The organism is Pseudoduganella aquatica (assembly GCF_020865585.1).
GTDB classification, from domain to species: domain Bacteria; phylum Pseudomonadota; class Gammaproteobacteria; order Burkholderiales; family Burkholderiaceae_D; genus Rugamonas; species Rugamonas aquatica_A.
The window spans coordinates 3,336,995-3,357,990 of the sequence record NZ_CP086370.1; the positions used below are offsets into that span (position 1 = coordinate 3,336,995).

General features: G+C 64.6%; 16 protein-coding genes. 6 read left to right on the top strand and 10 right to left on the bottom strand.

All coding sequences use genetic code 11. The features are described 5' to 3' along the window. Positions 1-60: 60 nt before the first annotated feature. Complete coding sequence (locus KT882_RS14950; RefSeq protein WP_228896457.1) at positions 61-1,299, bottom strand: DUF2252 family protein; 1,239 nt, start codon at positions 1,297-1,299, stop codon at positions 61-63. Position 1,300: 1 nt separating this feature from the next. Beyond that, positions 1,301-1,663 (bottom strand): DUF4870 family protein, encoded by a 363-nt coding sequence (locus tag KT882_RS14955; protein ID WP_228896458.1) that lies wholly within the window; start codon positions 1,661-1,663, stop codon positions 1,301-1,303. A 203-nt stretch (positions 1,664-1,866) separates the two neighbouring features. Between KT882_RS14955 and KT882_RS14960 the strand changes: the two genes are divergently transcribed. After that, the gene (locus tag KT882_RS14960; protein ID WP_228896460.1) at positions 1,867-4,989 is read left to right on the top strand and encodes a TonB-dependent receptor; all 3,123 of its coding nucleotides are present in this window, start codon (positions 1,867-1,869) and stop codon (positions 4,987-4,989) included. Between the two features lie 58 nt (positions 4,990-5,047). On the opposite strand, the gene KT882_RS14965 is transcribed toward KT882_RS14960, so the two are convergent. The 8 genes from KT882_RS14965 to KT882_RS15000 all read right to left on the bottom strand — a co-directional run bounded on the left by KT882_RS14965 (position 5,048) and on the right by KT882_RS15000 (position 16,346). Next, positions 5,048-5,476, bottom strand: a complete 429-nt coding sequence (locus KT882_RS14965; RefSeq protein ID WP_321170362.1) for an STY0301 family protein — start codon at positions 5,474-5,476, stop codon at positions 5,048-5,050. Positions 5,477-5,604: 128 nt separating this feature from the next. Next, positions 5,605-6,471 carry a phosphoserine phosphatase SerB gene (gene serB, locus KT882_RS14970; protein ID WP_228896462.1) on the bottom strand — a complete coding sequence of 289 codons (867 nt, stop codon included), beginning with the start codon at positions 6,469-6,471 and terminating at the stop codon, positions 5,605-5,607. 4 nt (positions 6,472-6,475) lie between these two features. Further along, complete coding sequence (gene mfd / locus KT882_RS14975; RefSeq protein ID WP_228896465.1) at positions 6,476-9,931, bottom strand: transcription-repair coupling factor; 3,456 nt, start codon at positions 9,929-9,931, stop codon at positions 6,476-6,478. Between the two features lie 212 nt (positions 9,932-10,143). Continuing rightward, positions 10,144-12,099, bottom strand: a complete 1,956-nt coding sequence (locus KT882_RS14980) for a phosphatase PAP2 family protein (RefSeq protein ID WP_228896467.1) — start codon at positions 12,097-12,099, stop codon at positions 10,144-10,146. A gap of 75 nt (positions 12,100-12,174) precedes the next feature. Continuing rightward, on the bottom strand, positions 12,175-12,906 hold the full coding sequence (locus KT882_RS14985; protein WP_161075312.1) for a carbonic anhydrase: 732 nt from the start codon (positions 12,904-12,906) through the stop codon (positions 12,175-12,177). A 91-nt stretch (positions 12,907-12,997) separates the two neighbouring features. Next, complete coding sequence (locus KT882_RS14990) at positions 12,998-13,933, bottom strand: 5'-nucleotidase (RefSeq protein ID WP_228896469.1); 936 nt, start codon at positions 13,931-13,933, stop codon at positions 12,998-13,000. Further along, entirely contained in the window at positions 13,933-15,225 is a 1,293-nt protein-coding gene (locus KT882_RS14995; protein ID WP_228896471.1) for a GAF domain-containing protein, read from the bottom strand. The genes KT882_RS14990 and KT882_RS14995 overlap by 1 nt, the downstream gene beginning before the upstream one ends. 11 nt (positions 15,226-15,236) lie before the next feature. After that, positions 15,237-16,346, bottom strand: coding sequence for a serine/threonine protein kinase (locus tag KT882_RS15000; RefSeq protein ID WP_161075309.1), 1,110 nt, complete (start codon positions 16,344-16,346; stop codon positions 15,237-15,239). A 108-nt stretch (positions 16,347-16,454) separates the two neighbouring features. Between KT882_RS15000 and KT882_RS15005 the strand changes: the two genes are divergently transcribed. The 5 genes from KT882_RS15005 (at position 16,455) to KT882_RS15025 (ending at position 20,994) form a co-directional block, all read left to right on the top strand. Further along, positions 16,455-17,177 carry a serine/threonine-protein kinase gene (locus KT882_RS15005; RefSeq protein WP_228896475.1) on the top strand — a complete coding sequence of 241 codons (723 nt, stop codon included), beginning with the start codon at positions 16,455-16,457 and terminating at the stop codon, positions 17,175-17,177. Between the two features lie 133 nt (positions 17,178-17,310). Beyond that, positions 17,311-18,378, top strand: a complete 1,068-nt coding sequence (gene tssA, locus KT882_RS15010; protein ID WP_228896477.1) for a type VI secretion system protein TssA — start codon at positions 17,311-17,313, stop codon at positions 18,376-18,378. A 68-nt stretch (positions 18,379-18,446) separates the two neighbouring features. After that, a complete protein-coding gene (gene tssB, locus KT882_RS15015; protein WP_161075306.1) occupies positions 18,447-18,947 on the top strand; it encodes a type VI secretion system contractile sheath small subunit in 501 nt (166 codons plus the stop codon). 15 nt (positions 18,948-18,962) lie between these two features. Next, positions 18,963-20,453, top strand: a complete 1,491-nt coding sequence (tssC, locus tag KT882_RS15020) for a type VI secretion system contractile sheath large subunit (protein ID WP_161075305.1) — start codon at positions 18,963-18,965, stop codon at positions 20,451-20,453. 49 nt (positions 20,454-20,502) lie between these two features. Further along, positions 20,503-20,994, top strand: coding sequence for an Hcp family type VI secretion system effector (locus KT882_RS15025; protein WP_161075304.1), 492 nt, complete (start codon positions 20,503-20,505; stop codon positions 20,992-20,994). Positions 20,995-20,996: the final 2 nt, after the last annotated feature.

A 20,996-nucleotide genomic window follows, 5' to 3' on the forward strand; every position in this document is an offset into this window, starting at 1 on the left:
GAGAACTTCCATGGTAGGACGCACCGGCAGCGCGCGTTTAGATGAAAATCAAGCTACCGCTCAGTACATGGGCTCGCCCCGCGCCACTGCCGCGTCGAAGTCCTGCCAGTCCTGCCTGGCCTTGGCGGCGTAGCTGTCCGCAAAGCCGGTCAACTCGGCGAGGAAACCGCTCAGGCTGCTGACGGCGCGGTGGATCTGTCCGGCGATATCGGCCGTGGCCAGCGGGCTGGCGAGGTTCTGGCCGGCCAGGGCGTGGGCGGAGGCGAGTGCCATGCCGAGGCTGGCTGCGGCTTTGTTCAGCTCGGCTGCGGTGGCGATGTCTTCGAATTTGAAGTCCTTATCGGTGGGCGCTTTTTCGTGCACGTAGAAGGGCAGGCCGCCGATGGTGGCGTAGCCCGCGAGCTCGTCGGCGCCGGGCAGCATGGCTTGTTGCGCCAGGGCGATGCGCCGGCCTTCGTGGCCGCCGCCGGCTGCTTCCGGCAGCTCGCCGGGGCTGGCTTGCGCGACGGCGCTGGCGATGGCTTGCTTCAGTTCGAGCAGCACCTGTCCGTCGGCTCCGCCGCGCAGCAGCGCGTAGTAGCGCAGTTTGCCGAGGCTGCCCATGCCGGCGCCGAAGCGCTGGCCCACGTCCAACACTTCGTAAAACCCGGCGGGCTTGCGCAGGGATGGCGCGATGCCGGCGACGTAGCCGGGCATGGCGGCGACAACCTCGTCGATTTTGGCTTGGCTTAGCGCGCCGGTGTTCTTGTCCTGGAATTTGGCCAGCAGTTCGCCGCGTTCGCCCTTGGCGCCTTTCTTGATGGTCTTTTGAACGATGCCGCTGGTGTTGTCTTCGCTGAGCCGGAATGCCTGTGCGGCGCCGGGGCTCTGGAACTGCTCCATGCAGGCCAGGTAGGCCGTTGCCATGGCTGCGATGGCGGCCCGCCGCTCGTCCAGCGCCAGCGCGGCGGCGTAGGGGGCCAGCAGCAGGCCGACGGCGAGCCGCCGCAGGTCCCACAGGTATTGGCCGGGATAGGCTTCGTCGAAGTCGCTGACTGCGAAGACCTGGCCGCCGCCGGCGTCGCGCATGGAGCCGAAGTTGGCCGGGTGGGCGTCGCCCACCAGCCAGCAGCGAGCTGTTTGCGCGTTGGTGTAGGGCGACGAGGGCAGGGCGGCCATGTCGCGGTAGAACAGGTGGGCGGTGGCGCGGAAGAAGGGATACACATCCTTGCGCATGCTCGCTATCTTGAACTCCAGGTCGTCCCGGTTGCTGTCCCTGAACTGGCGGTTGTGCGCCAGGATCTCCCCCGCTGCCGTCATGTCAGTCCGGCATGGGCCGGTTCTCGTTCAGGTCTTTGATGCCGCGTATCAGGCGGTAGGCGGACCACAGCCAGGCGATGACCCAGATCGGCACTGCAACCACCAGTCCGATGAAGGTGGCGGCGAAGATGATGCCGACCACGAACCAGACCAGATACCACCAGAAGGTGCGTATCTGCCAGTTGTGGTGGCTGTAAACAAAAGTCCCTTCGGTGGACGGCCGCTGCACATAGTTGATGATCAGCACCAGCAGCGACAGCGTGCCGACTGAGAATACAAATGCCACGCCGTGCAGCAGGTAGAGCCACCAGGCGGTGTTCTTGGCCGATTCCAGCCGGTTGTCCAAAACGATGTCGCTTGCCATGCTTGCTCCTTGCAAAGTTGATATCGCCAGTGTAGCGAATTTTTCATCTTTTTGACATACCGCTTGCCGCCAGCCGGGCGAGCCGCCTGCCGCAATTAGTCACATTGTTGACAATTCCAGTTAAACGTTTACGCCTATTATCGATTTTGTAAGGCGTATTTCACCTTGCTAGTCCACTACAACAAATATGAGGAGACCTAGGCATGGCATCGAATAGCATTACCCATCAACTTATCCGGCCTACCGCGTGTGCGGCCGCAGTGGCCAGTGCGCTGGCGCTGCTGGCGGCGCCTGCGGCCTACGCCCAGGAGGCGCCGGCGGCTAGCGGCAGCGTCGTCATTGTGTCCGGCACGCGCCAGTCGGTGGCCAGCGCCATCGACCGCAAGAAGAACGCCAGCACCGTGGTCGATTCCATCGTGGCGGAAGACATCGGCGAATTCCCCGACAAAAACGTGGGTGAGGCTCTGTCGCGCGTAACCGGCGTGCAGCTGTCCCGCGACTTCGGCGAGGGTTCGCAGGTCAATATCCGTGGCGTCGAGGCGAACTTGAACCGGATCGAGATCAACGGCCTGTCGGTGCTGAGCACCAACGGCACGGCGGGCCGCGGCGCGGAGCTGCGCGAGCTGCCGGCCGAGCTGATCAAGTCCATCGACGTGTTCAAAGGCGTAACGGCCGACCAGACCGAGGGCGGCATCGGCGGCACGGTGAGCATCAAGACCAATATGCCGCTGGACTTCAAGAAGCGCACGATGGTGGTGAAGCTGGAAGGCGAGCGCAGCACCAACCGCGGCGGCGCGCAGCCGCGCGGCAGCCTGCTGTGGGCCGACAAGTTCCTGGATGGCCGCCTGGGCCTGATGGCCAACCTGGTGTACGACAAGGTGTTCACGCAGAACGACTATGTCCGCAACAGCAACTGGCGCTATTTCCGCGACTGGGACCAGTCGCCGGAAAAAACCAACACCAGCCTGAACCCGCGCGCCGCCGCCGTCGGCTCGAAAGCTGGCTGCGCCGCCCTGGGCACGGCAGCCGACCGCACCGCCTGCGACAGCCAGTGGTTCGATTACTCGCCCGGCGTGCCGCGCTACGGCATCTGGACCCGCGACCATGAGCGCTCCAGCGCCGAGCTGACCGCGCAGTACAAGGTGGACAAGGACCTGAACGTGTGGGCACGCTACAACAAGAACGACCAGAAGCAGAAGCTCAACGACCGCAACTATGTGACCGACTTCGGCGCCATCAAGCGCTTTTCCAATAGTGGCGTGGCGCCGGTGTATGGCGCCAACGGCGCGCCGCTGGGCACGCCCGCCGCGTCCTGCGCCGAACCACCCACCGGCGTCACGCCGCCGGGTATGAGCTTCACCAACCACGTGATGACGGGCTTCACCGCTGGTAGCTGCGTCAACGTGCCGGGCGAGGGCGCGTCTTACAACTTCAATACCGCCGCGCGCGACTTTGCGTTGAACATCAACTCGGACTACAAGTCGGCCGGCTTCAACTACAAAAAAGGCGCGTGGTCCGCCGAGGGCCTGGTGGCCAAGACCAGCTCCTTCTATGAGCTGCACACCAACAACATCGTGCTGGACGCGAACATCCCCGGCCTGCAGGTGAAGTTCGACGAACAGGGCTTGCCGAAATTCGTCTTCCCGGCCAACTTCGACCCGAACAAGAGCAGCAGCTACACCCGCATCCGCTCGAATTACCAGCCTTCGTTCACCGACAATACCGAAGACCAGGTCAAGCTGGACCTGAAGTATCGTCCCGACCTGCCTATCCTGACCATGCTGCACTTCGGCGGCCAGGGCCGCAAGTCCACCTCCGAGCAGTACCGCTGGACCGGCTATATGGCCAGCGCGGGCGCCGATCCAAACAGCACGGCGGACGACATCATCGTGCGCAGTCCGGAAGTGACCCACGAGATTATCTTCGACCCGCTCAACACCAGCGGCGTGCTGCGCAACGGCGGCGCCATCATTCCGGGCAGCGGGCTCACGGCCAACAACACCACGCGCTATGTGACCGCGCCGCAGATGGCCACGCTGGTGGACGCCATCCGCACCAACACGCCGGGCACCTTCCTCAACGGCTACGACGGCTTGAGCGGCTATCCCACCGGCTGGATGGCGCCCAGCTTCGCCAACTCGGCGCAGTTCTTCGACCTGAGCCGCTACAACCATGACCTGCTGCGCGAATCCATCGGCAGCGATGGCAAGATGTACAAGATGCCGCCGCAGTTCGCCGTCTCCGAGCGCATCAAGGCCTTCTACCTGCGGGCCGACTTCGAGCATGAGCTGTTCGGCGTGGCCTGGGACGGCAACGTGGGCGTGCGCTACGCGGGCACGGAAACCAACGCCACCGGCTTGCGTTCCTACCGCATCTACACGCTCAATCCGTCCAGCGGCGCGCGCGTGGAGACCGTGCTGAAGAACGACATCGTCACCGTCAACAACAAGTACAACGACGTGCTGCCGAGCTTCAACCTGGCCGGCTGGCTGGTGCCGGACACGCTGGTGGCGCGCCTGGGCTGGGGCAAGGTGATGTCGCGTCCCTTCATCGACCGCCTGACGCCGACCGTCAACTGCATCGCCAACAGCGGCCAGTCGCAATTCGGCGGCGACGGCAGCGCGGACGACTGCACCGGCGGCAACGTCAACCTGAAGCCGTTCCGCGCCACCAACAAGGACCTCAGCGTGGAATGGTATCCATCGCGCGACTCGCAGCTGTCGCTGGCCTTCTTCCGCAAGGACATCGCCAGCTACATCCAGAACGACGTGGTGCTGCCGAACCAGGACGTGTTCGGCGACGGCAGGCTGTGGGATCTGAAGACGTCGATCAACAGCGAAGGCGCGGTGACCAAGGGCTGGGAGCTGGCCGGCCGCACCGCGCTGACCATGCTGCCCGGCGTGCTGGGCGGGCTGGGGCTGGACGCCAACTACACCCGCATGTCCTTCGCCTACGCGCCTGGCAAGGAGCTGCTCAATCCACTGGACAACACGGTGCTGCCGTATCCGGGCATGTCGCGCAACAGCTACAACGTGGGCATCTGGTACGACAGGGGACAGTGGAACGCGCGCCTGGCCTACAACTACCGCGACGCCTACTACACCGGTTCGGTGGACGCCAACGCGTCGCTGCCGGTGTACGGCGAAGCGGTGGGCTTCCTGGACGCGAAGATCCAGTACCGCGTGAACGACAATCTGACCATCTCTTTCGAGGGCAAGAACTTGTCGGATGAAGCGCAGTACCTGAACTCCGGCTCCACCTCGCGCCGCAACGAGATGGCCTGGTCCGGCCGCCGCTACTTCGTGGGCGCGACCTACAAGTTCTAAGACCTGCCTATGCGCCCGGGCGGCCTAGCTTTCGCCGCCCGAGCGCATGCTGCCTGTGTCAGGAGCACTCGATTGTTTGCAGGCGCCCTGGCGGCGGACCTTTGTTGCGCTTGTAGCGGATCATGCAGGTGGAATATTTTCGGTCCAGCTTGCGGACCATGGTGAGGGCTGTGTCTCTGTAGCTGCAGCTTATCCAATAACCCTGCTGGGCTTCCGGTGGCAGCTGCCACCTTGCCGTCAGTGTGGTTTTGCTGGAAGCCTCGTCAGGCACGAGCGCGGCCTCTTCGCTGGGATGACCGGAAAAAATCTGCGCATTTTCCAGCGTATGCTCATGTCTTCCGCCGGCCGGCTGCCACTCTCGAACAGTCGGGGCCGAGGATGTGACCATGATGGTCTGAGGGCACACTATGCCCTCCGCATGAACCGCACTGAGGCCTGTCCATGCAACGGCGAACGCCGCAGCGCGCATAAGGCCTGTATCATTCATTTGATAGCTGGGGCTAAATGCATTCGGCCTCCTGTATGTGAGGAGGCCATGGTAGTTTGCCCAATGTGAAGCCGTATTGTGCTTGGTCAAATCCGGTCGCTACTGCTGCAAGGCCAAGCCCTGGCAGCTTAGGCCAGCAGGTTGAGGATGCCGTCCAGGCCGACGAAGTTCAGGGCTACGCTGGCTTGCTCGCGCACCACCGGCTTGGCGCGGAAGGCGACCGACATGCCGGCGACACCCATCATCTTCAGGTCGTTGGCGCCGTCGCCCATCACGATGGCTTCGCCGGTGCTGATGCCCAGCTTGGCGCAGCATTCTTCCACGGTGCGCTTCTTCACTTCCGCGTCCACGATCTCGCCCAGCACTTCGCCGGTCAGCTTGCCGTCCACGATTTCCAGTTCGTTGGCTAGCGTGTAGTCCAGGCCCAGGCGCTCTTTCAGGCGCGACGTGAAGAAGGTGAAGCCGCCCGATACCAGCAGCGTTTTGAGCCCTGCGCGCTGGACGGCGGCCAGCATGGCCTCGGCGCCCGGCGACAGCTGCAGGCGCTCGGTGTACACGCGCTCGAGCGCGGACGCGTCCAGGCCCTTGAGCAGCGCCACGCGCTTGCGCAGGCTGGCCGAGAAATCGAGCTCGCCGCGCATGGCCGCTTCGGTGATCTCCGATACCTGCGGCTTGAGCCCCTGCATGTCGGCGATTTCGTCGATGCATTCGATGGTGATGAGGGTGGAGTCCATATCCATGGCCACCAGCTTGAATTCGTCCAGCTTGTGCACACCCATCATATAGGTGGCGTCCAGCTGGGCCGCGTGGGCCGCCACTTCGATGGTCTGGCGCAGCGCCACCGAGTAGGTGATGCCTTCGCAGCGAATGGCGGTGTCGGAAATGCGCACCACGCGCTGCGGCGCGGTCAGGGCCGCAATGCGCTCCAGGCGCGGCATGCAATCGCCCAGGCCTTGCAGCACCAGGTTCATCGTGTGGTTGTTTTGGGTCTTCATCGGATCAGGCTACCAGTTGTTTAATTGCGGTCTTGATTTGCGTGACGCGCGCCGACAGGTCGGGCATGTTCGCTGTGATCTTGAGTTTGTCCTGCCCATTGAGCTTGATCTGCTTGTTCTTCTGGATCAGCGTGATGATGCGCATCGGGTCGATGGGCGGCTGGGGCATGAACTGCAGCGTGGCGGCTTCGCTGTGCGCGTCGATCTTGACGATGCCCACCGTGGCCGCGGCGATGCGCAGCCGGTGCGTTTCGATCAGCGCCTTGGCCGGCTCGGGCAGCTTGCCGAAGCGGTCTATCATTTCCTCCTGCAGGTCGTCGATCTTGTCCTGTTCCTTGCAGTTGGCCAGGCGCTTGTAGATGGACAGGCGCTCGTGCACGTCGCCGCAGAAGTCGGCCGGCAGCAGGGCAGGCACGTGCAGGTTGATCTCGGTGGTGGTCGACAGCGGCGCCGCCAGGTCCGGCTCCTTGCCGGCCTTGAGCGAGCGCACCGCTTCGTTCAGCATGTCGGTGTAGAGCTGGAAGCCCACTTCCAGCATTTCGCCGGACTGGTTCTCGCCCAGCACTTCGCCCGCGCCCCGGATTTCCAGGTCGTGCATGGCCAGGTAGAAGCCGCTGCCCAGTTCTTCCATCTGCTGGATGGCGTCCAGGCGGCGCTGCGCCTGCTTGCTCAGGCTTTGCACGTCGTTCACCAGCAGGTAGGCATAGGCCTGGTGGTGGGAACGGCCCACGCGGCCGCGCAGCTGGTGCAGCTGCGCCAGGCCGAACTTGTCGGCGCGGTGCATGATGATGGTGTTCGCGGTCGGCACGTCGATGCCGGTTTCGATAATGGTAGTGCACAGCAGGATGTTGTAGCGCTGCGCCACGAAGTCGCGCATCACCTTTTCCAGGTCGCGTTCATGCATCTGGCCGTGCGCCACGGCGATGCGCGCTTCCGGCAGCAGCTCGGTGAGCGCGGCCAGGCGGTTCTGGATGGTTTCCACTTCGTTGTGCAGGAAGTAGACCTGGCCGCCGCGTTTCAGCTCGCGCAGGCAGGCTTCGCGGATTACGCCCTCGTTCTCGCTGCGCACAAAGGTCTTGATGGCCAGGCGCTTCTGCGGCGCGGTGGCGATGACGGAGAAGTCGCGCAGGCCTTCGAGCGCCATGCCCAGCGTACGCGGAATCGGCGTGGCGGTCAGGGTCAGCACGTCCACTTCGGCGCGCAGGGACTTCAGCGCTTCCTTCTGGCGCACGCCGAAGCGGTGTTCCTCGTCGATGATGACGAGGCCCAGGCGCTCGAACTTCACGTCGTCCGACAGCAGCTTGTGGGTGCCGATGACGATGTCCAGCGTGCCGTCCGACATGCCCTTGATGGCTTGCGCGATCTCTTTGCCGGTACGGAAGCGCGACATTTCGGCGATGCGCACCGGCCAGTCGGCAAAGCGGTCGGCGAAGGTTTGCGCGTGCTGTTCGGCCAGCAGCGTGGTCGGCGCCAGGATGGCCACCTGTTTGCCGCCCATGACGGCGATGAAGGCGGCGCGCAGCGCCACCTCCGTCTTGCCAAAGCCGACGTCGCCGCACACCAGGCGGTCCATCGGTTTGCCGGAGGTCATATCCTTGAGCACATTGCCGATGGCGGCTGCCTGGTCCGGCGTCTCGTCGAAGCCGAAGCTGTCGGCAAAGCGCTCGTAGTCGTGCGCCGAGTATTCGAAGGCGTGGCCTTGGCGCAGCGCGCGGCGGGCGTACAGGTTGAGCAGTTCGGCGGCGGTGTCGCGCACCTGCTCGGCGGCCTTGCGTTTGGCTTTTTCCCACTGGCCGGAGCCGAGAGAGTGCAGCGGCGCGTCGTCCGGCGAGGCGCCGGAGTAGCGCGAGATCACGTGCAGCTGGGACACCGGCACATACAGCTTGGTGTCCTTGGCGTATTCCAGGTGCAGGAACTCGGTTTCGCCTTCGCCCAGGTCCATGCTGGTCAGGCCCATGTAGCGCCCGATGCCGTGATTGATGTGGACCACCGGATCGCCTATCTTCAGCTCGGACAGGTCGCGCACCATGGACTCGACCTGGGTGACGCCTTCCTGTTTTTTCTTGCCCGCACGGCGGCCGGAACCGGCGTATAGCTCGGTCTCGGTGATGAATACGAGCTGGCCTTGGTCTGCGGACCATTCGAAGCCCGCGTGCAGCGGAGCCACGCCCAGCATCAGCTTCGCGTCCGACTGCAGGAAGCCTTCGTAGCCTTCCACCGGCGCCAGCGCCAGGTCGAATTCGCCGAAGTACTGCTGCAGCGTTTCGCGGCGGCCGTTGGATTCGGCGCAGATCATCACGCGGCGGCCGCTTTGCAGCAGGTAGGCGCGCAGATTGGTGAGCGGGTCGTCCAGGTGGCGGTTGACGGCGATATTGGGCACCGGCGCCGAGATCTCGGAAGCCTGTCCCAGGTCTTCACGCGAGATGCTGATGCGCGCGTGCGGCTTGGCCAGCGTAAAGAACTGTTCGTCGCCCAGGAAGATGGCATCCGGCGCCAGGATGGGGCGTTCGCGGTCCGACTTCAGGAAGCGGTAGCGCGACTGCGTGTCCAGCCAGAAGCGCTTGATGGCCGCGTCGATGTCGCCCACCATGGCCAGCGTGGAACCTTCGGGCAGGTAATCGAACAGCGTGGCCGTTTCGTCGAAGAACAGCGGCAGGTAGTACTCGATGCCGGCCGAGGCGATGCCGCTGCTGATGTCCTTGTACACCACGGAGCGCGAGGGATCGCCCTCGAACTGTTCGCGCCAACGGCTGCGGAAGGTGGTGCGGGCCGCTTCGTCCATGGGAAACTCGCGGCCGGGAAGGAGGCGCACCTCGTTCACCGGGTACAGCGAGCGCTGGGTGTCGGCGTCGAAGGTGCGGATGGTCTCGATGGTGTCGCCGAACAGGTCCAGGCGGTAGGGCAGGGCGGAGCCCATCGGGAACAGGTCGATCAGGCCGCCGCGCACCGAGTATTCGCCGGGCGACATCACCTGCGTCACGTGGGTGTAGCCGGCCAGCGTGAGCTGCGACTTCAGCTTGGCCTCGTCGAGCGACTCGCCCTTTTTGAAGAAGAAGGTGTAGGCCGCCAGGAAGGACGGCGGCGCCATGCGCACCAGCGCCGTGGTGGCGGGGACTATCATCACGTCACACTGGCCGGTCTGGATCTCGTGCAGCGTGGCCAGGCGCTCGGATACCAGGTCCTGGTGCGGCGAGAAGGCGTCGTAGGGTAGGGTTTCCCAGTCCGGCAGCAGGTGGCAGCGCAGCTTTGAAGCCGTGTCTTCGCTGGCGAACCAGGGGATTTCGTCGAGCAGGCGCTGGCCGTCGCTGGCGTTGGCGACGATCACTGCCAGCATCTGGCCGCGCGCCTTGAGTTCAAGCGCGGCCTGCGCCAGCGCGTGCGCGTCGGCGGAACCATGCAAAGTGGGGAGCGCAAAGCGGTTGCCTGGCTTGGGGAGTGCTTTTTTTAAGTCAAAGGACATCGATGACATCTATGAACGGTTGAGCGCGGGACCCGTCCCCGCACGCTCCGGACATTATAGACGATGCCACTCGAGGGCGTGGCTACTCTGGCGGGTTACGCACTGCGTGCTAACCCGCCCTACGGCCCCATCCCGGCTCCGGCTCGGCGGGCACGCGTATTGTGGGCACGCGTAGGGCGGGTTAGCTGCGCAGCAGCGTAACCCGCCGGCCTTTAGATGCTCAGCTTCAGCTGCAAGCCGGTATCTGTATAGACAGCTTCCACCTTAAAGCCCGGCACGGTGATGGTGTCGAACTTGCCTTGCATGCTGGCGGCGGCGATCACATTGAGCGTGTCGCCGGCGGCCGGCCTGTAGCCGTTCTGGAAGCTCACCACCAGGCTGCCTCCGGCTACCGTCATGGTACCCGCCACTTGCAGGCGGCCCTGCTGGCCGCTGCCCAGTTTCAGTTCCAGGCTGCCTGCGGCCAGCTGCGTGTACTTGCCTGCCAGGGCCAGGGAGGCCGGTGCATTGCTCACCAGCGTGCCGCCGCTCACGTACACGTCGCCCTTGCCGAAGGCGCTGGCCGAATAGCCTTCCAGGCGGCCCGCCTCGAGCTGGGTGCCGCCGCTCCAGGTGTTGTTGCCGCCCAGTTTCAGCGTGCCCGAGCCTTGCTTGGTCAGCTTGCCGCTGCCGGAGATGTCGTTGCGCCAGCGGTCGTTCGCGTTGAAGCCGCCCTTGGCCGCGTCCATCGCCACCACCACGTTGCCGGTGAATACGCCGTAGCCGTCCGCCGCCGCGAACAGATTCAAGCGCCCCCAGCCCTCGGCGTCGTCCAGGATAGGATAGCCGGACGGCAGCGCGGTGGTCTTGAGCACCACGCGGCGCTGCGCCTCGCTCAGATAGGGCAAGCGGGTTTCCAGCAACACCTCTGCGCCTTTCGGCACCACGGCCGGCGCGGTGGCGGCGCCGATCTGCGTAAAGCCGAAGGTCAGGCGTCGGATATAGGCGGCCTTGATGGCGGCGTAGTCGGCAAAGCGGTCGTTGGCGGCGGTGCCGGAATGGGCGTAGTCATTGAAAGTCTCCGCCGTGGTGCCGGTCTTTAGCATCAGCGTGGCGTGCGCCTGCGTGACGGCGGCAGCCTTGGTGGCGGCATTGGCCGGATCCAGCAGGTTGGCCGCAGCAATGGCCTGCGCCTGCACGCGGCCACTGATCACGTCCAGCGGCGAGTGCATGCCGGCGATGATGCGGCTTTCGCCCAGTTCCAGGCCGCGCGAAATAATCTCCTGGTAGCGCTCCGGCACGGCGTAAGCCATGGCCATCGCGCCGCGCACCGCTTCCGCCGAGTGGCCGCTGGTGAAGCCGCCGTCGGTGGACGGCGTGCTGCTCTTGGCCGGGACCAGGGCCGGCACCACCACCACGCTGCTGCTCCAGCGGTAGGGGCGCGCGTACTTGAAGAAGCGCTTGGCCGGTTCGGTAGAGCCGTTGTTGCCCATGGCGTTGACCAGCGTGACAACGTCGCCGAACTCCGGGTTAGCGCTACCGGCGACGCCCGTATTATTGCCGCTGTCGTTGTACAGCACCGTGGTGGCGTCGGCGGGAACGCCGGTAATGCTGGTGGTCTGGCGCGCGGCGCTGCGCCAGGCTTCGGTCAATGGACCCATGCCGTCGGTCAGGCTATAGCCTTTGCCGCGCCTGTCGTCCAGGTAGGCCGCCACTTCCTGCTCTTTGCTGCGGCTGGTGGTGGCTTTCACCACGTAGTCGATATTGGCGTTGTGGACGGCGGCGTTGACGATGGTGCCGCCGGGAGTGCCGTCGTTGGGCAGGCCGGTCCAGGCTGACGCCACAACAGCCGGGAAGCCCGCCACTGCGGGCGCGGTTTGTCCCGCATCCACGATCTCGGTCAGCGGCTTCCAGATGTCGAGCATGCCGATCAGCACGCGCACGCCGGCGTTGGTGGCGGCGGTGGCGTAGCGCGCGTCGCCGCGCTGGTTGGTGGCGACGTTATCGACGAAGGCCGGCACGCCGGCCGGCACCGGCGCGGTGTCGGCTGCGCCGGCGTCTGCGGGCGCGGCAGGGATGACGAGCGCTTGCGGCGCATTGCTGTCGGAACTGCCGCAGGCGGCCAGCGCCAGGGCGGCGCCGATGGCCAGTGCCAGCGGCAGCCGGCGCAACATGGTGAGGTCTTGCATGGGTTTCCTTTTGTGAGCTGACGGATAAAAACTTCCGGCATGCTACCCATGCATTGTTACTGCGCCATGACGCTTTCAGTCCAGGATGCTGCGGCCGTTCAGCGCTTGAACCGGGCGGTTGTTGGGATGGTGTATCAGCTCGGCGAAGGCGTCGACCTGCGCTTTGGATACCGTCACCGGGCTTTTCATCACCAGCCAGCGCACGCCTTCGGAGCAGGGCGGGGTGGTGAGCGAGCCGCTGAAGCGGTAGTAGCCGCGCTTGGCGGGCAGCAGGGCGGCCGCGCTCAGCGGCGCTGCCAGCGCGGCCTTGGCGCCGGCTTCCTTCGGCAGTTGCGGCCACAGTGCGGCCAGCGCCTTGTTGTCGGCGCCCTGCTTGAACATGACGGCGACGACTGCGAGGTTGCCGTCCTTGTCCGCATGGACCAGGTGGACTTCGAGGGGATAGGACACGCCCGCGATCAGGTTTTCGCTGGGAGCGTGGAAATGGTACTGCTTCAGCTCAAAGCGTTGGCCGTCCAGCCACAGTGCGCTGCCAGGCGCAAAGCCGACTTGCAGCGTGTGGCCGTTGTTGAGCACTTCGCCGCCGCCGGCCTGGTATTCCATCTTGAGCGGCTTGAGCGCGGCGTGGATGGTGCCTTTCAAATCGACAGGCGACTGGTTTTTTCCGTTGCAGGCGTAGTTGTCCGGCGAGAGCTTGGCCCATTGGTCCGGCCCTTCGGCGCCGGCGTAGCCCCAGTGACTGCCGTCTCCGGCGAAAGCGGCGTGGCTGGCGCAGGCCATCAGCGCTGCGAGTGCGAGTTTTTTCATGGTGTCTCCGGGAATAGTTGTTTTCTAATTCTAGTGCGTGCGGTGCTTTGAAACTACGCCGATTGTCACTAGATGCTATTCCGCCACACTGCTAAATTTTTGGCAGGTTGGCCACGCCGAAAGGCACATGCACCATGGGGATGGTGCCGCCTTCGGACTTCAGGTGGCTGAGCTGGTCGTCGAAGAAAATGTGGGGCTTGAGGATGGACAGCACGCGCGACTTCTCCATGCCGCCCAGGAAGAAGGTTTCGTTGGCGGACACGCCCCAGTTTTTCAGCGTGGTGACCACGCGCTCGTGCGAGGGCGCGCTGCGCGCGGTGACGATGGCGATGCTGAGGATGCGCTTGTAGCCCGGGTCGCGCCGCGCCAGCGCGGCTTCGTAGCGCTGCATGACGTGCAGCTTGCGGAACAGGTCCGCCAGCGGGCCGGGACGGTGGGGTATGGCCACGCGCTCGGTTTCGTGGGCGTGGAATTCGCCCACGTCGTTGTTGCGCTTGTAGACGGTTTCGGATTCGTCGTCGGCGATCACGCCGTCGAAGTCGAAGGCCACGCGCAGTTCCATGTCGTCCTCGTCGTCCTCGATCAGAGAGGGCAGCACCAGGCCGGCGGGGTAGTTGCTGGCCAGCGCGCTGCGCACGTCGTCCGCGTTCGCGCTCAGGAACAGCGAGGTGTTGAAGGCGGGCAGATAGGTGTAGGGCGACTTGCCGGTGACGAAGGCGGCGCGCGAGATGTCCAGGCCGTAGTGGGCGATGGATTTCATCACGCGCAGGCCGGTCTCGGGCGAGTTGCGCGACAGGAGCACCACTTCCACCGGCATCTGGCCTGGGAAGTGCTTGTTGATGTTGAGGAAGCGGCGGATGAAGGGGAAGGCCACGCCTTTGCCCAGTATGTCGCCGAGGTGCGCTTCCTGGTATTTGCGGTATTCCTCCTCGCCGCCGTCTTCGTAGACTTTGTGCGATTCCGACAGGTCGAACAGGGCGCTGGAGGCGATGCCGATCACCAGCTTGTTATGGATGGGGTAGGACATTAACCCTTTCTGAGCACGCCGGTGGCCTGGAAGCGGATTTCGCCGTCGGGGCCGGCCGTGGTGGTGATGTGAAGTTCGCTGATGCCGTGCTGCGCGGCGGCCAGCAGCAGCGGACTGATGGCGCTGGAGACCAGGGTTTGTTCAACATCCGGCAGCGCGGGAATGGGCGGGCGGCGCGGCGCGGCGATGATGGTGGCTTCGGATGAAGCATGGTCCGGGATGGCAAACGGCGCGGCTTGGGCTGCCGGCGGGGCAATCGCAGGCGCCGCCGGCGGCACCGTGTCGGAAGGCGAAGCGTCGGCCGCCGCCGCATTGGCGGCGCCGAAGAACTGGTTCACCATCCAGCCGAATTCGCGCCGCGTGGTCACGCAGTAGATCGGCGTGGCGTTCGGGAACACGCGCTGCACGGCGCCGCTGGCTTTCAGCTGGTCCGGGTCCACCGCCAGGATGAACAGGCCGTGCCGGCCTTCCTCGATCGGCATCCACTGGTTCTGCACCACGTATTCGCGGTTGAAGCTGTCGAGCAGGCCTTGCGGGCGGCGCCGGTCCACCTGGAACATAAAGTAGGGCACGCCGAAGAAGTCGGCCAGGGCGCGGCCCACCAGCGCGGGCTTGATGGCCAGTTCGTCCAGCAGCACGTCTTCAATGTCGATGTTGCGTGCTGCGGCACTGCGCAGCGCCTGGTCCAGCTGGGTGCGCGGCAGCGCCGATTCGGACAGCATGCCGGCGAAGCGGCTGCGCTCGCGCGTGGGCGCCTTGTGGCGGTGCGCGAAGGCGATGGCGATGGAGTCGCACAGGTGCTGCGCGCCTTCCTCCACCATGGCGTCGAAGGCGCCGCCCTTGCGGTTGTTGATCAGCTGGAGCACGCCCAGCACGGCGCCGTCCTCGGCCAGGATGGGCGCCACCAGCATTTGCTGCGTGCGGTAGCCTGTGCGCCGGTCCACGCCCTGCTGGAAGCACAGCGCGGCATCATGCCGCCGCAGCTCGGCTTCGTCGTACACGTCCAGCAGGTTGAGCATTTTCTTCGACAGCGCCGCGTAGCCGGCAATGCTTTGCGCCGAGATGGGCAGCTTGAGCTGCTTGAACGAGGCCAGGCCGGTCTTCACCTTGGACACCATGCTGCTCTTGTCCTCGGACAGCGCGTAGATGGTGAGCCGGTCGCCGCTGAACAGCTCGCACAGTTCGGCCGACATCTCCAGCATGATGTCGTCGATATCCTGCGTGGCGTGGATCTTGTTGGTCAGCAGCTGCAGGCGTTTGAAGAAGTGCAGCCGGTCTTCGGCGGAGGTCATGGCCGCTGCTCTCAGCGTTTCACGTCAGGGCGCACGCCGGGCGGCGTGGTGACCACGGTGGCGTCCTGGTCCAGGCCCGGCGGCGTGGGCAGCGGCAGGCCGACGCCCGAGATCTGCGTGGCGTCCGGATCCTCGCCGGCGGCGTAGGGCTGGAACGGGGGCAGGGTGCTGGGGGCGCCCATGCCATGCACGGCGCCCGAGGCAGCCCCGGTGCCGGCCAGGAAGGCGTTCTGCATGCGCGCCTGCGGCGGCATGGTGTCGTCCAGGCCCACTTCTTCGCCGTTCAGGGCGCGCTTGAGGTCTTCCTTGAAGCTGCGCGCGCTCGGGTAGCGGTCTTCCGGGCGCTTGGCCAGCGCGCGCAGCACCACGCGGTCGAAGGCGGGGCTGATCAGGGGGCTCAGGGTGCTCGGCAGCTCCGGCTGCTCGTAGACGATTTTCTGCTGCACCGCGAACAGGCCCTGGCCGACAAAGGGCTTTTCGCCGGTGAGGAACTGGTACAGGATGATGCCGACCGCGAAAATGTCCGAACGCGGTCCCACGGCCTGGCCGGTGATCTGCTCGGGCGACATGTAGCTGGGCGTGCCGACCATGGTGCCCGCTTCGGTGTGCATGGTGTTCACGTCCTGCATGCGGGCCACGCCGAAATCGGTCAGCTTCACGCGCAGCTGGCCGCTGAGCATAATGTTGGCGGGCTTGATGTCGCGGTGGATGATACCCTGCTGGTGGGCGTAGTCCACCGCGTCCAGCAGCTCGCAGGTCATGCGCACCGAGTCTTCCAGCGTGAAGTCGAGCGAGAACACCTGGCTATCGTCGAAATAGCTGCCCAGCTCCTCGCCGGCGATCAGCTCCATCACCAGGTAGGCTTCGCCGTTTTCCTCGCCGAAGTCGTACACGGTGACGATATTGGGGTGGTTCAGGCGCGCGACCGCCTGCGCCTCCTGGGTGAAGCGCGCCGAATATTCGGCCCGCAGCGCCGGATCGTCGATCCGGCCCATGTGGATGACCTTGATGGCGACCCGGCGGTTCAGCTTGGGGTCGACACCTTCATAGACCAGGCCCATCGCGCCGCGTCCCAGCACGCGCAATAATTGATACCGGCCCAGCTGCTTCAGTTCATTCATGTGGCGATGTGAGTGGCAAGACTCGTATAAGACTTTGGAAAGATTAAGTTTATAGCAGAAACGTCTCGTCGTATGATAAGCGAATGACAACCTTGTAAGCCAGCGCCCATGCAAATAAATATCGGCAGTGTGTTGCCCGGGCGCGCAGGCGCCTATGTGCTGCGGCGCGCGCTGGCTCCCGGCGTGTGGCTGGCCGGCGCTCCGGACGGCGCACAGGTGGCGCTGAAGCTGGCAGCTGCGCCGCTTTTCCCGCCGCCGGGGCTGCGCCACACGCGCATCGTGGCGGTGCTGGAGGCGGCGCCCGGATTCACGGTGATGGAATATATGGCCGGTCCCGCGCTGTCCGCGCTGTTGCAGGAAGGCCCGCTGCCGGCCGCGCGCGCCGTGGCGTGGATGGCACAAATGCTGGAAGGACTGGAGTACGCGCACGGCGCGGGCGTGGTCCACCGCGACATCAAGCCGTCCAATTTGCTGCTCGACGCCGGCGGCGCACTGAAAATCTCCGACTTCGGCCTTGCCGGCAAGGCCGGCGCCGCCAGCGCGCATGGCACGCCAGGGTATATGGCGCCCGAGCAGATGCGCGGCCAGGCCGATCCGCGCAGCGACCTGTTCGCCGCCGCCGTGGTGCTGTACCAGATGCTGGCCGGACGCCGTCCCTTCGAAGGCACGCCTTTCCAGATGATGCAGCAGGTGCTGATCGGGGCGCCGCCGCCGCTGCCGCCGGCGCTGGCGCGCTTCCAGGCCGTGATCGGCCGTGGCCTGGCCAAGGCGCCGTCGGGGCGCTTTCAGCATGCCAGCGAATTCCTCGCCGCCCTCGACACGGCTGCATAAGCATAACGCTGCACATCTTGCAATATGTTTGGGCAACAAATTCGTGTCAAAATAGAATTATTTTTTAGAATACTTTTCCCAATTTCAAGTTATAGTCATGGTCGAAAATCGGTTATTTGCCTAAGGTGGTGGAGTGGATATAGATTCTTTGCTTCAGGATGTCGAGGCCGACGCGCCGTGCGGCCCCAATCTTGAATACGACCCGGAGTTCCTCGAGCTGGAGCAGGCCATCCTGGGCAAGCCGGAAGTCCAGTATGGCGACACCATCACGCCTGCCGTGCCGCCGGAATGGAAGGTTGTCAAGCGCCTGGCCAAGGATCTGCTGGAGCGCAGCCGTGATTTGCGGCTAGCCGTTTCGCTGTCGCGCGCGCTGCTCGCGCTGGAAGGCGCGCCGGGCATGGCCAGCGGCCTGGCGCTGATCGAGCGCCTGCTGGACCAGCGCTGGGACAGCGTCCATCCCCAGCTCGACCCCGACGACGACATGGACCCCATGTTGCGCATCAATTCCCTGGCCGCCCTGGTCGACAACGCCTTTTTGCGTGAACTGAAAGACGCCACGCTGCTGATGCTGCCCGGACTGGGGCCGCTGTCGCTGCGCACGCTCGAAGTGAGCAGCGGCGAGCTGCCGCCGGCCGAGGGCGAAAGCAAGATAGAACTGCATTCCATCGCCGCCGCCCTGCGCGACGCGGACCCCGAACGGGTGGCCGCCAGCAGCGCCGGCCTGGCCGCCGCTTGCGAGAGCGCCACGCAGATTGAACTGATACTGGTGCGCCAGGTGGGCAGCTCGCAGGCGCTGAACCTGGACGGCCTGGTGCGCCTGCTGCGGCGCGGACGCGATTTCTTCGCCGAGCAGGCCGGCGAGGCCGACGAGGGCGCGCCGGCGCAAGGCGAGTATGAGGGCGAAGGTGAAGACGGCGGCGCCGGCGCGGCGGGCGGCGGTGGGCGCGCGGGGCGCGGCGGCGCCATCAGCGGCGAGGTGGCCAGCCGGGCCGACGTGATACGCATGCTGGACAAGATCAGCCAGTATTACCAGAAGTATGAACCGTCCAGTCCCGTGCCGCTGCTGCTGGAGCGCGCCAAACGGCTGGTGCCCAAGAATTTCTTCGAAATCATGGAAGACTTGGCGCCGGAGGGCATGGCGCAGCTGCTGATGGTCAGCGGGCCGCGCGAGGGCGAGCAGCAGGAGCAAAGCGAGTACTGAGTATTAAGTATTGAGTATCAGGCAGGCGTACTAATTCAGGTTGTTTCCATCACTAGGAGGAGTAAATCGTGGGCAAAGAAAGTAGCCAGAAGTTCATCGCGCGCAACCGCGCGCCGCGCGTGCAGATCGAGTACGACGTGGAAGTCTACGGCGCGGAAAAAAGCGTACAACTGCCCTTCGTGATGGGCGTGCTGGCCGACCTGTCGGGCCAGCCGGCCGATCCGCTGGCGCCGGTGGCGGACCGCAAGTTCCTGGAGATCGACGTCGACAACTTCGACGAGCGCCTGAAATCGATGAAGCCGCGCGTGGCGGTGCAGGTGCCGAACACGCTGACCGGCGAAGGCAATATGGCGGTCGACATGACCTTTGAAAGCATGGACGACTTCACCCCGGCCGCCATCGCGCGCAAGGTGGAATCGCTGAACAAGCTGCTGGAAGCGCGCGGCCAGCTGTCCAACCTGCTGACCTATATGGACGGCAAGACGGGCGCCGAGGAACTGATCGGCAAGCTGCTGGCCGAACCGGCCCTGATGCAGGCCCTGACCTCGGCACCGAAGCCGCAAGAATAATCGACGGAGGAATTGATGGCACAGATCACTGAAGCACAACAAGGCGCGGCCGGCACCCTGGAGATGAGCGACTTCGGCAGCTTGCTGCAGAAGGAGTTCAAGCCGCAATCGGACAAGGCCAAGGAAGCGGTCGAGAACGCGGTCAAGACGCTGGCCGAGCAGGCCCTGAGCGGCACCAACCTGATCTCGAACGACGTGCTGGGCACCATCGAGGGCCTGATCGCGGCGCTGGACAAGAAGCTCACCGAGCAGATCAACCTGATCATGCACACCGATGAGTTCCAGAAAGTGGAAGGCGCCTGGCGCGGCCTGCACCACCTGGTGAACAACACCGAGACCGACGAAACGCTGAAAATCCGCGTGATGAACATCTCGAAGAACGACCTGGCCAAGACCCTGAAGAAATTCAAGGGCACGGCCTGGGACCAGAGCCCGATCTTCAAGAAGATGTACGAGGAAGAATTCGGTCAGTTCGGCGGCGAGCCTTTCGGCTCCATCGTGGCCGACTACTACTTCGACAACAGCGCACCGGACGTGGAACTGCTGGCCGGCATGGCGAAAATCGCCGCCGCCGCGCATGCGCCGCTGATCGCCGCCGCCGCGCCGTCCGTCATGCTGATGGAATCGTGGCAGGAGCTGTCCAATCCGCGCGACTTGACCAAGATCTTCCAGACCCCGGAACACGCCGCCTGGCGCTCCTTCCGCGAGTCCGAGGACGCGCGCTACGTGGGCCTGGCCATGCCGCGCTTCCTGGCGCGCCAGCCCTACGGCGCCAAGACCGATCCGGTGGAAGCCTTCGACTTCGAGGAAGACACCTCGGCCGCCGGCAGCAAGAACTACACCTGGGCCAACGCGGCCTACGCCATGGCGGTGAACATCAACCGCTCCTTCAAGGAATACGGCTGGTGCTCGCGCATCCGCGGCATCGAATCCGGCGGCGCGGTGGAAGGCCTGCCGGTGCACAGCTTCCCGACCGACGACGGCGGCGTGGCCATGCAGTGCCCGACCGAGATCGCCATTTCGGACCGCCGCGAGGCCGAGCTGGCAGCCAACGGCTTCATGCCGCTGGTGCATAAGAAAAACACCGACTTCGCCGCCTTCATCGGCGCGCAGTCGCTGCACAAGCCAGCCGAATACGACGACCCGGACGCCACCGCCAACGCCAACCTGGGCGCGCGCCTGCCGTACCTGTTCGCCACCTGCCGTTTTGCGCATTACCTGAAGTGCATCGTGCGTGACAAGATCGGTTCCTTCAAGGGGCGCGATGAGATGGAGCGCTGGCTGAGCAACTGGATCAACCGTTACGTCGACGGCGATCCAGCCAACTCCAGCGAAGGAACCAAGGCCACGAAACCGCTGGCCGCGGCGGAAGTGATCCTGGAAGAAGTAGAAGGCAATCCGGGTTACTACACCTCGAAGTTCTTCCTGCGCCCGCATTACCAGCTGGAAGGCCTGACCGTGTCGCTGCGCCTGGTATCGAAGCTGCCGTCGGCCAAAGGCGGCTAAGTTTTTCATCGTAGTTAGATCAAGTCGGACCACACACTAGGAGAATAAGATGGCAATAGACATGTTCCTGAATCTGGGCGCCACCATCAAAGGTGAAACCCAGGACAAAGCGCAAAAAGCAGCCGGCGATATCGACGTGCTGGCATGGAGCTGGGGCGCTTCGAACGCCGGTTCCTTCCACACCGGCGGCGGCGGCGGCGCAGGCAAGGCCAATTTCCAGGATATCTCGATCACCAAATACCTGGACAAGTCCTCGACCGCCATCCTGAGCGCGCTGGCCAAGGGCTCGCACATTCCAGTGGCCAAGCTGCTGGTGCGCAAAGCCGGCGAAGGCCAGCAGAAGTACCTGGAAATCACCATGACCAAGGTGCTGGTCACGTCGCTGTCGACCGGCGGCAGCGGCGGCGAAGACCGTCTGACCGAAAACATCAGCCTGAATTTCGCTGAAGTGAAGATGGAATACTTCCTGCAAAACGAGAAGGGCGTTACGGCGTCCGGCGGCGTGTTCAATTACGACATCGCCGGCAACGTGGCCAAGTAAGT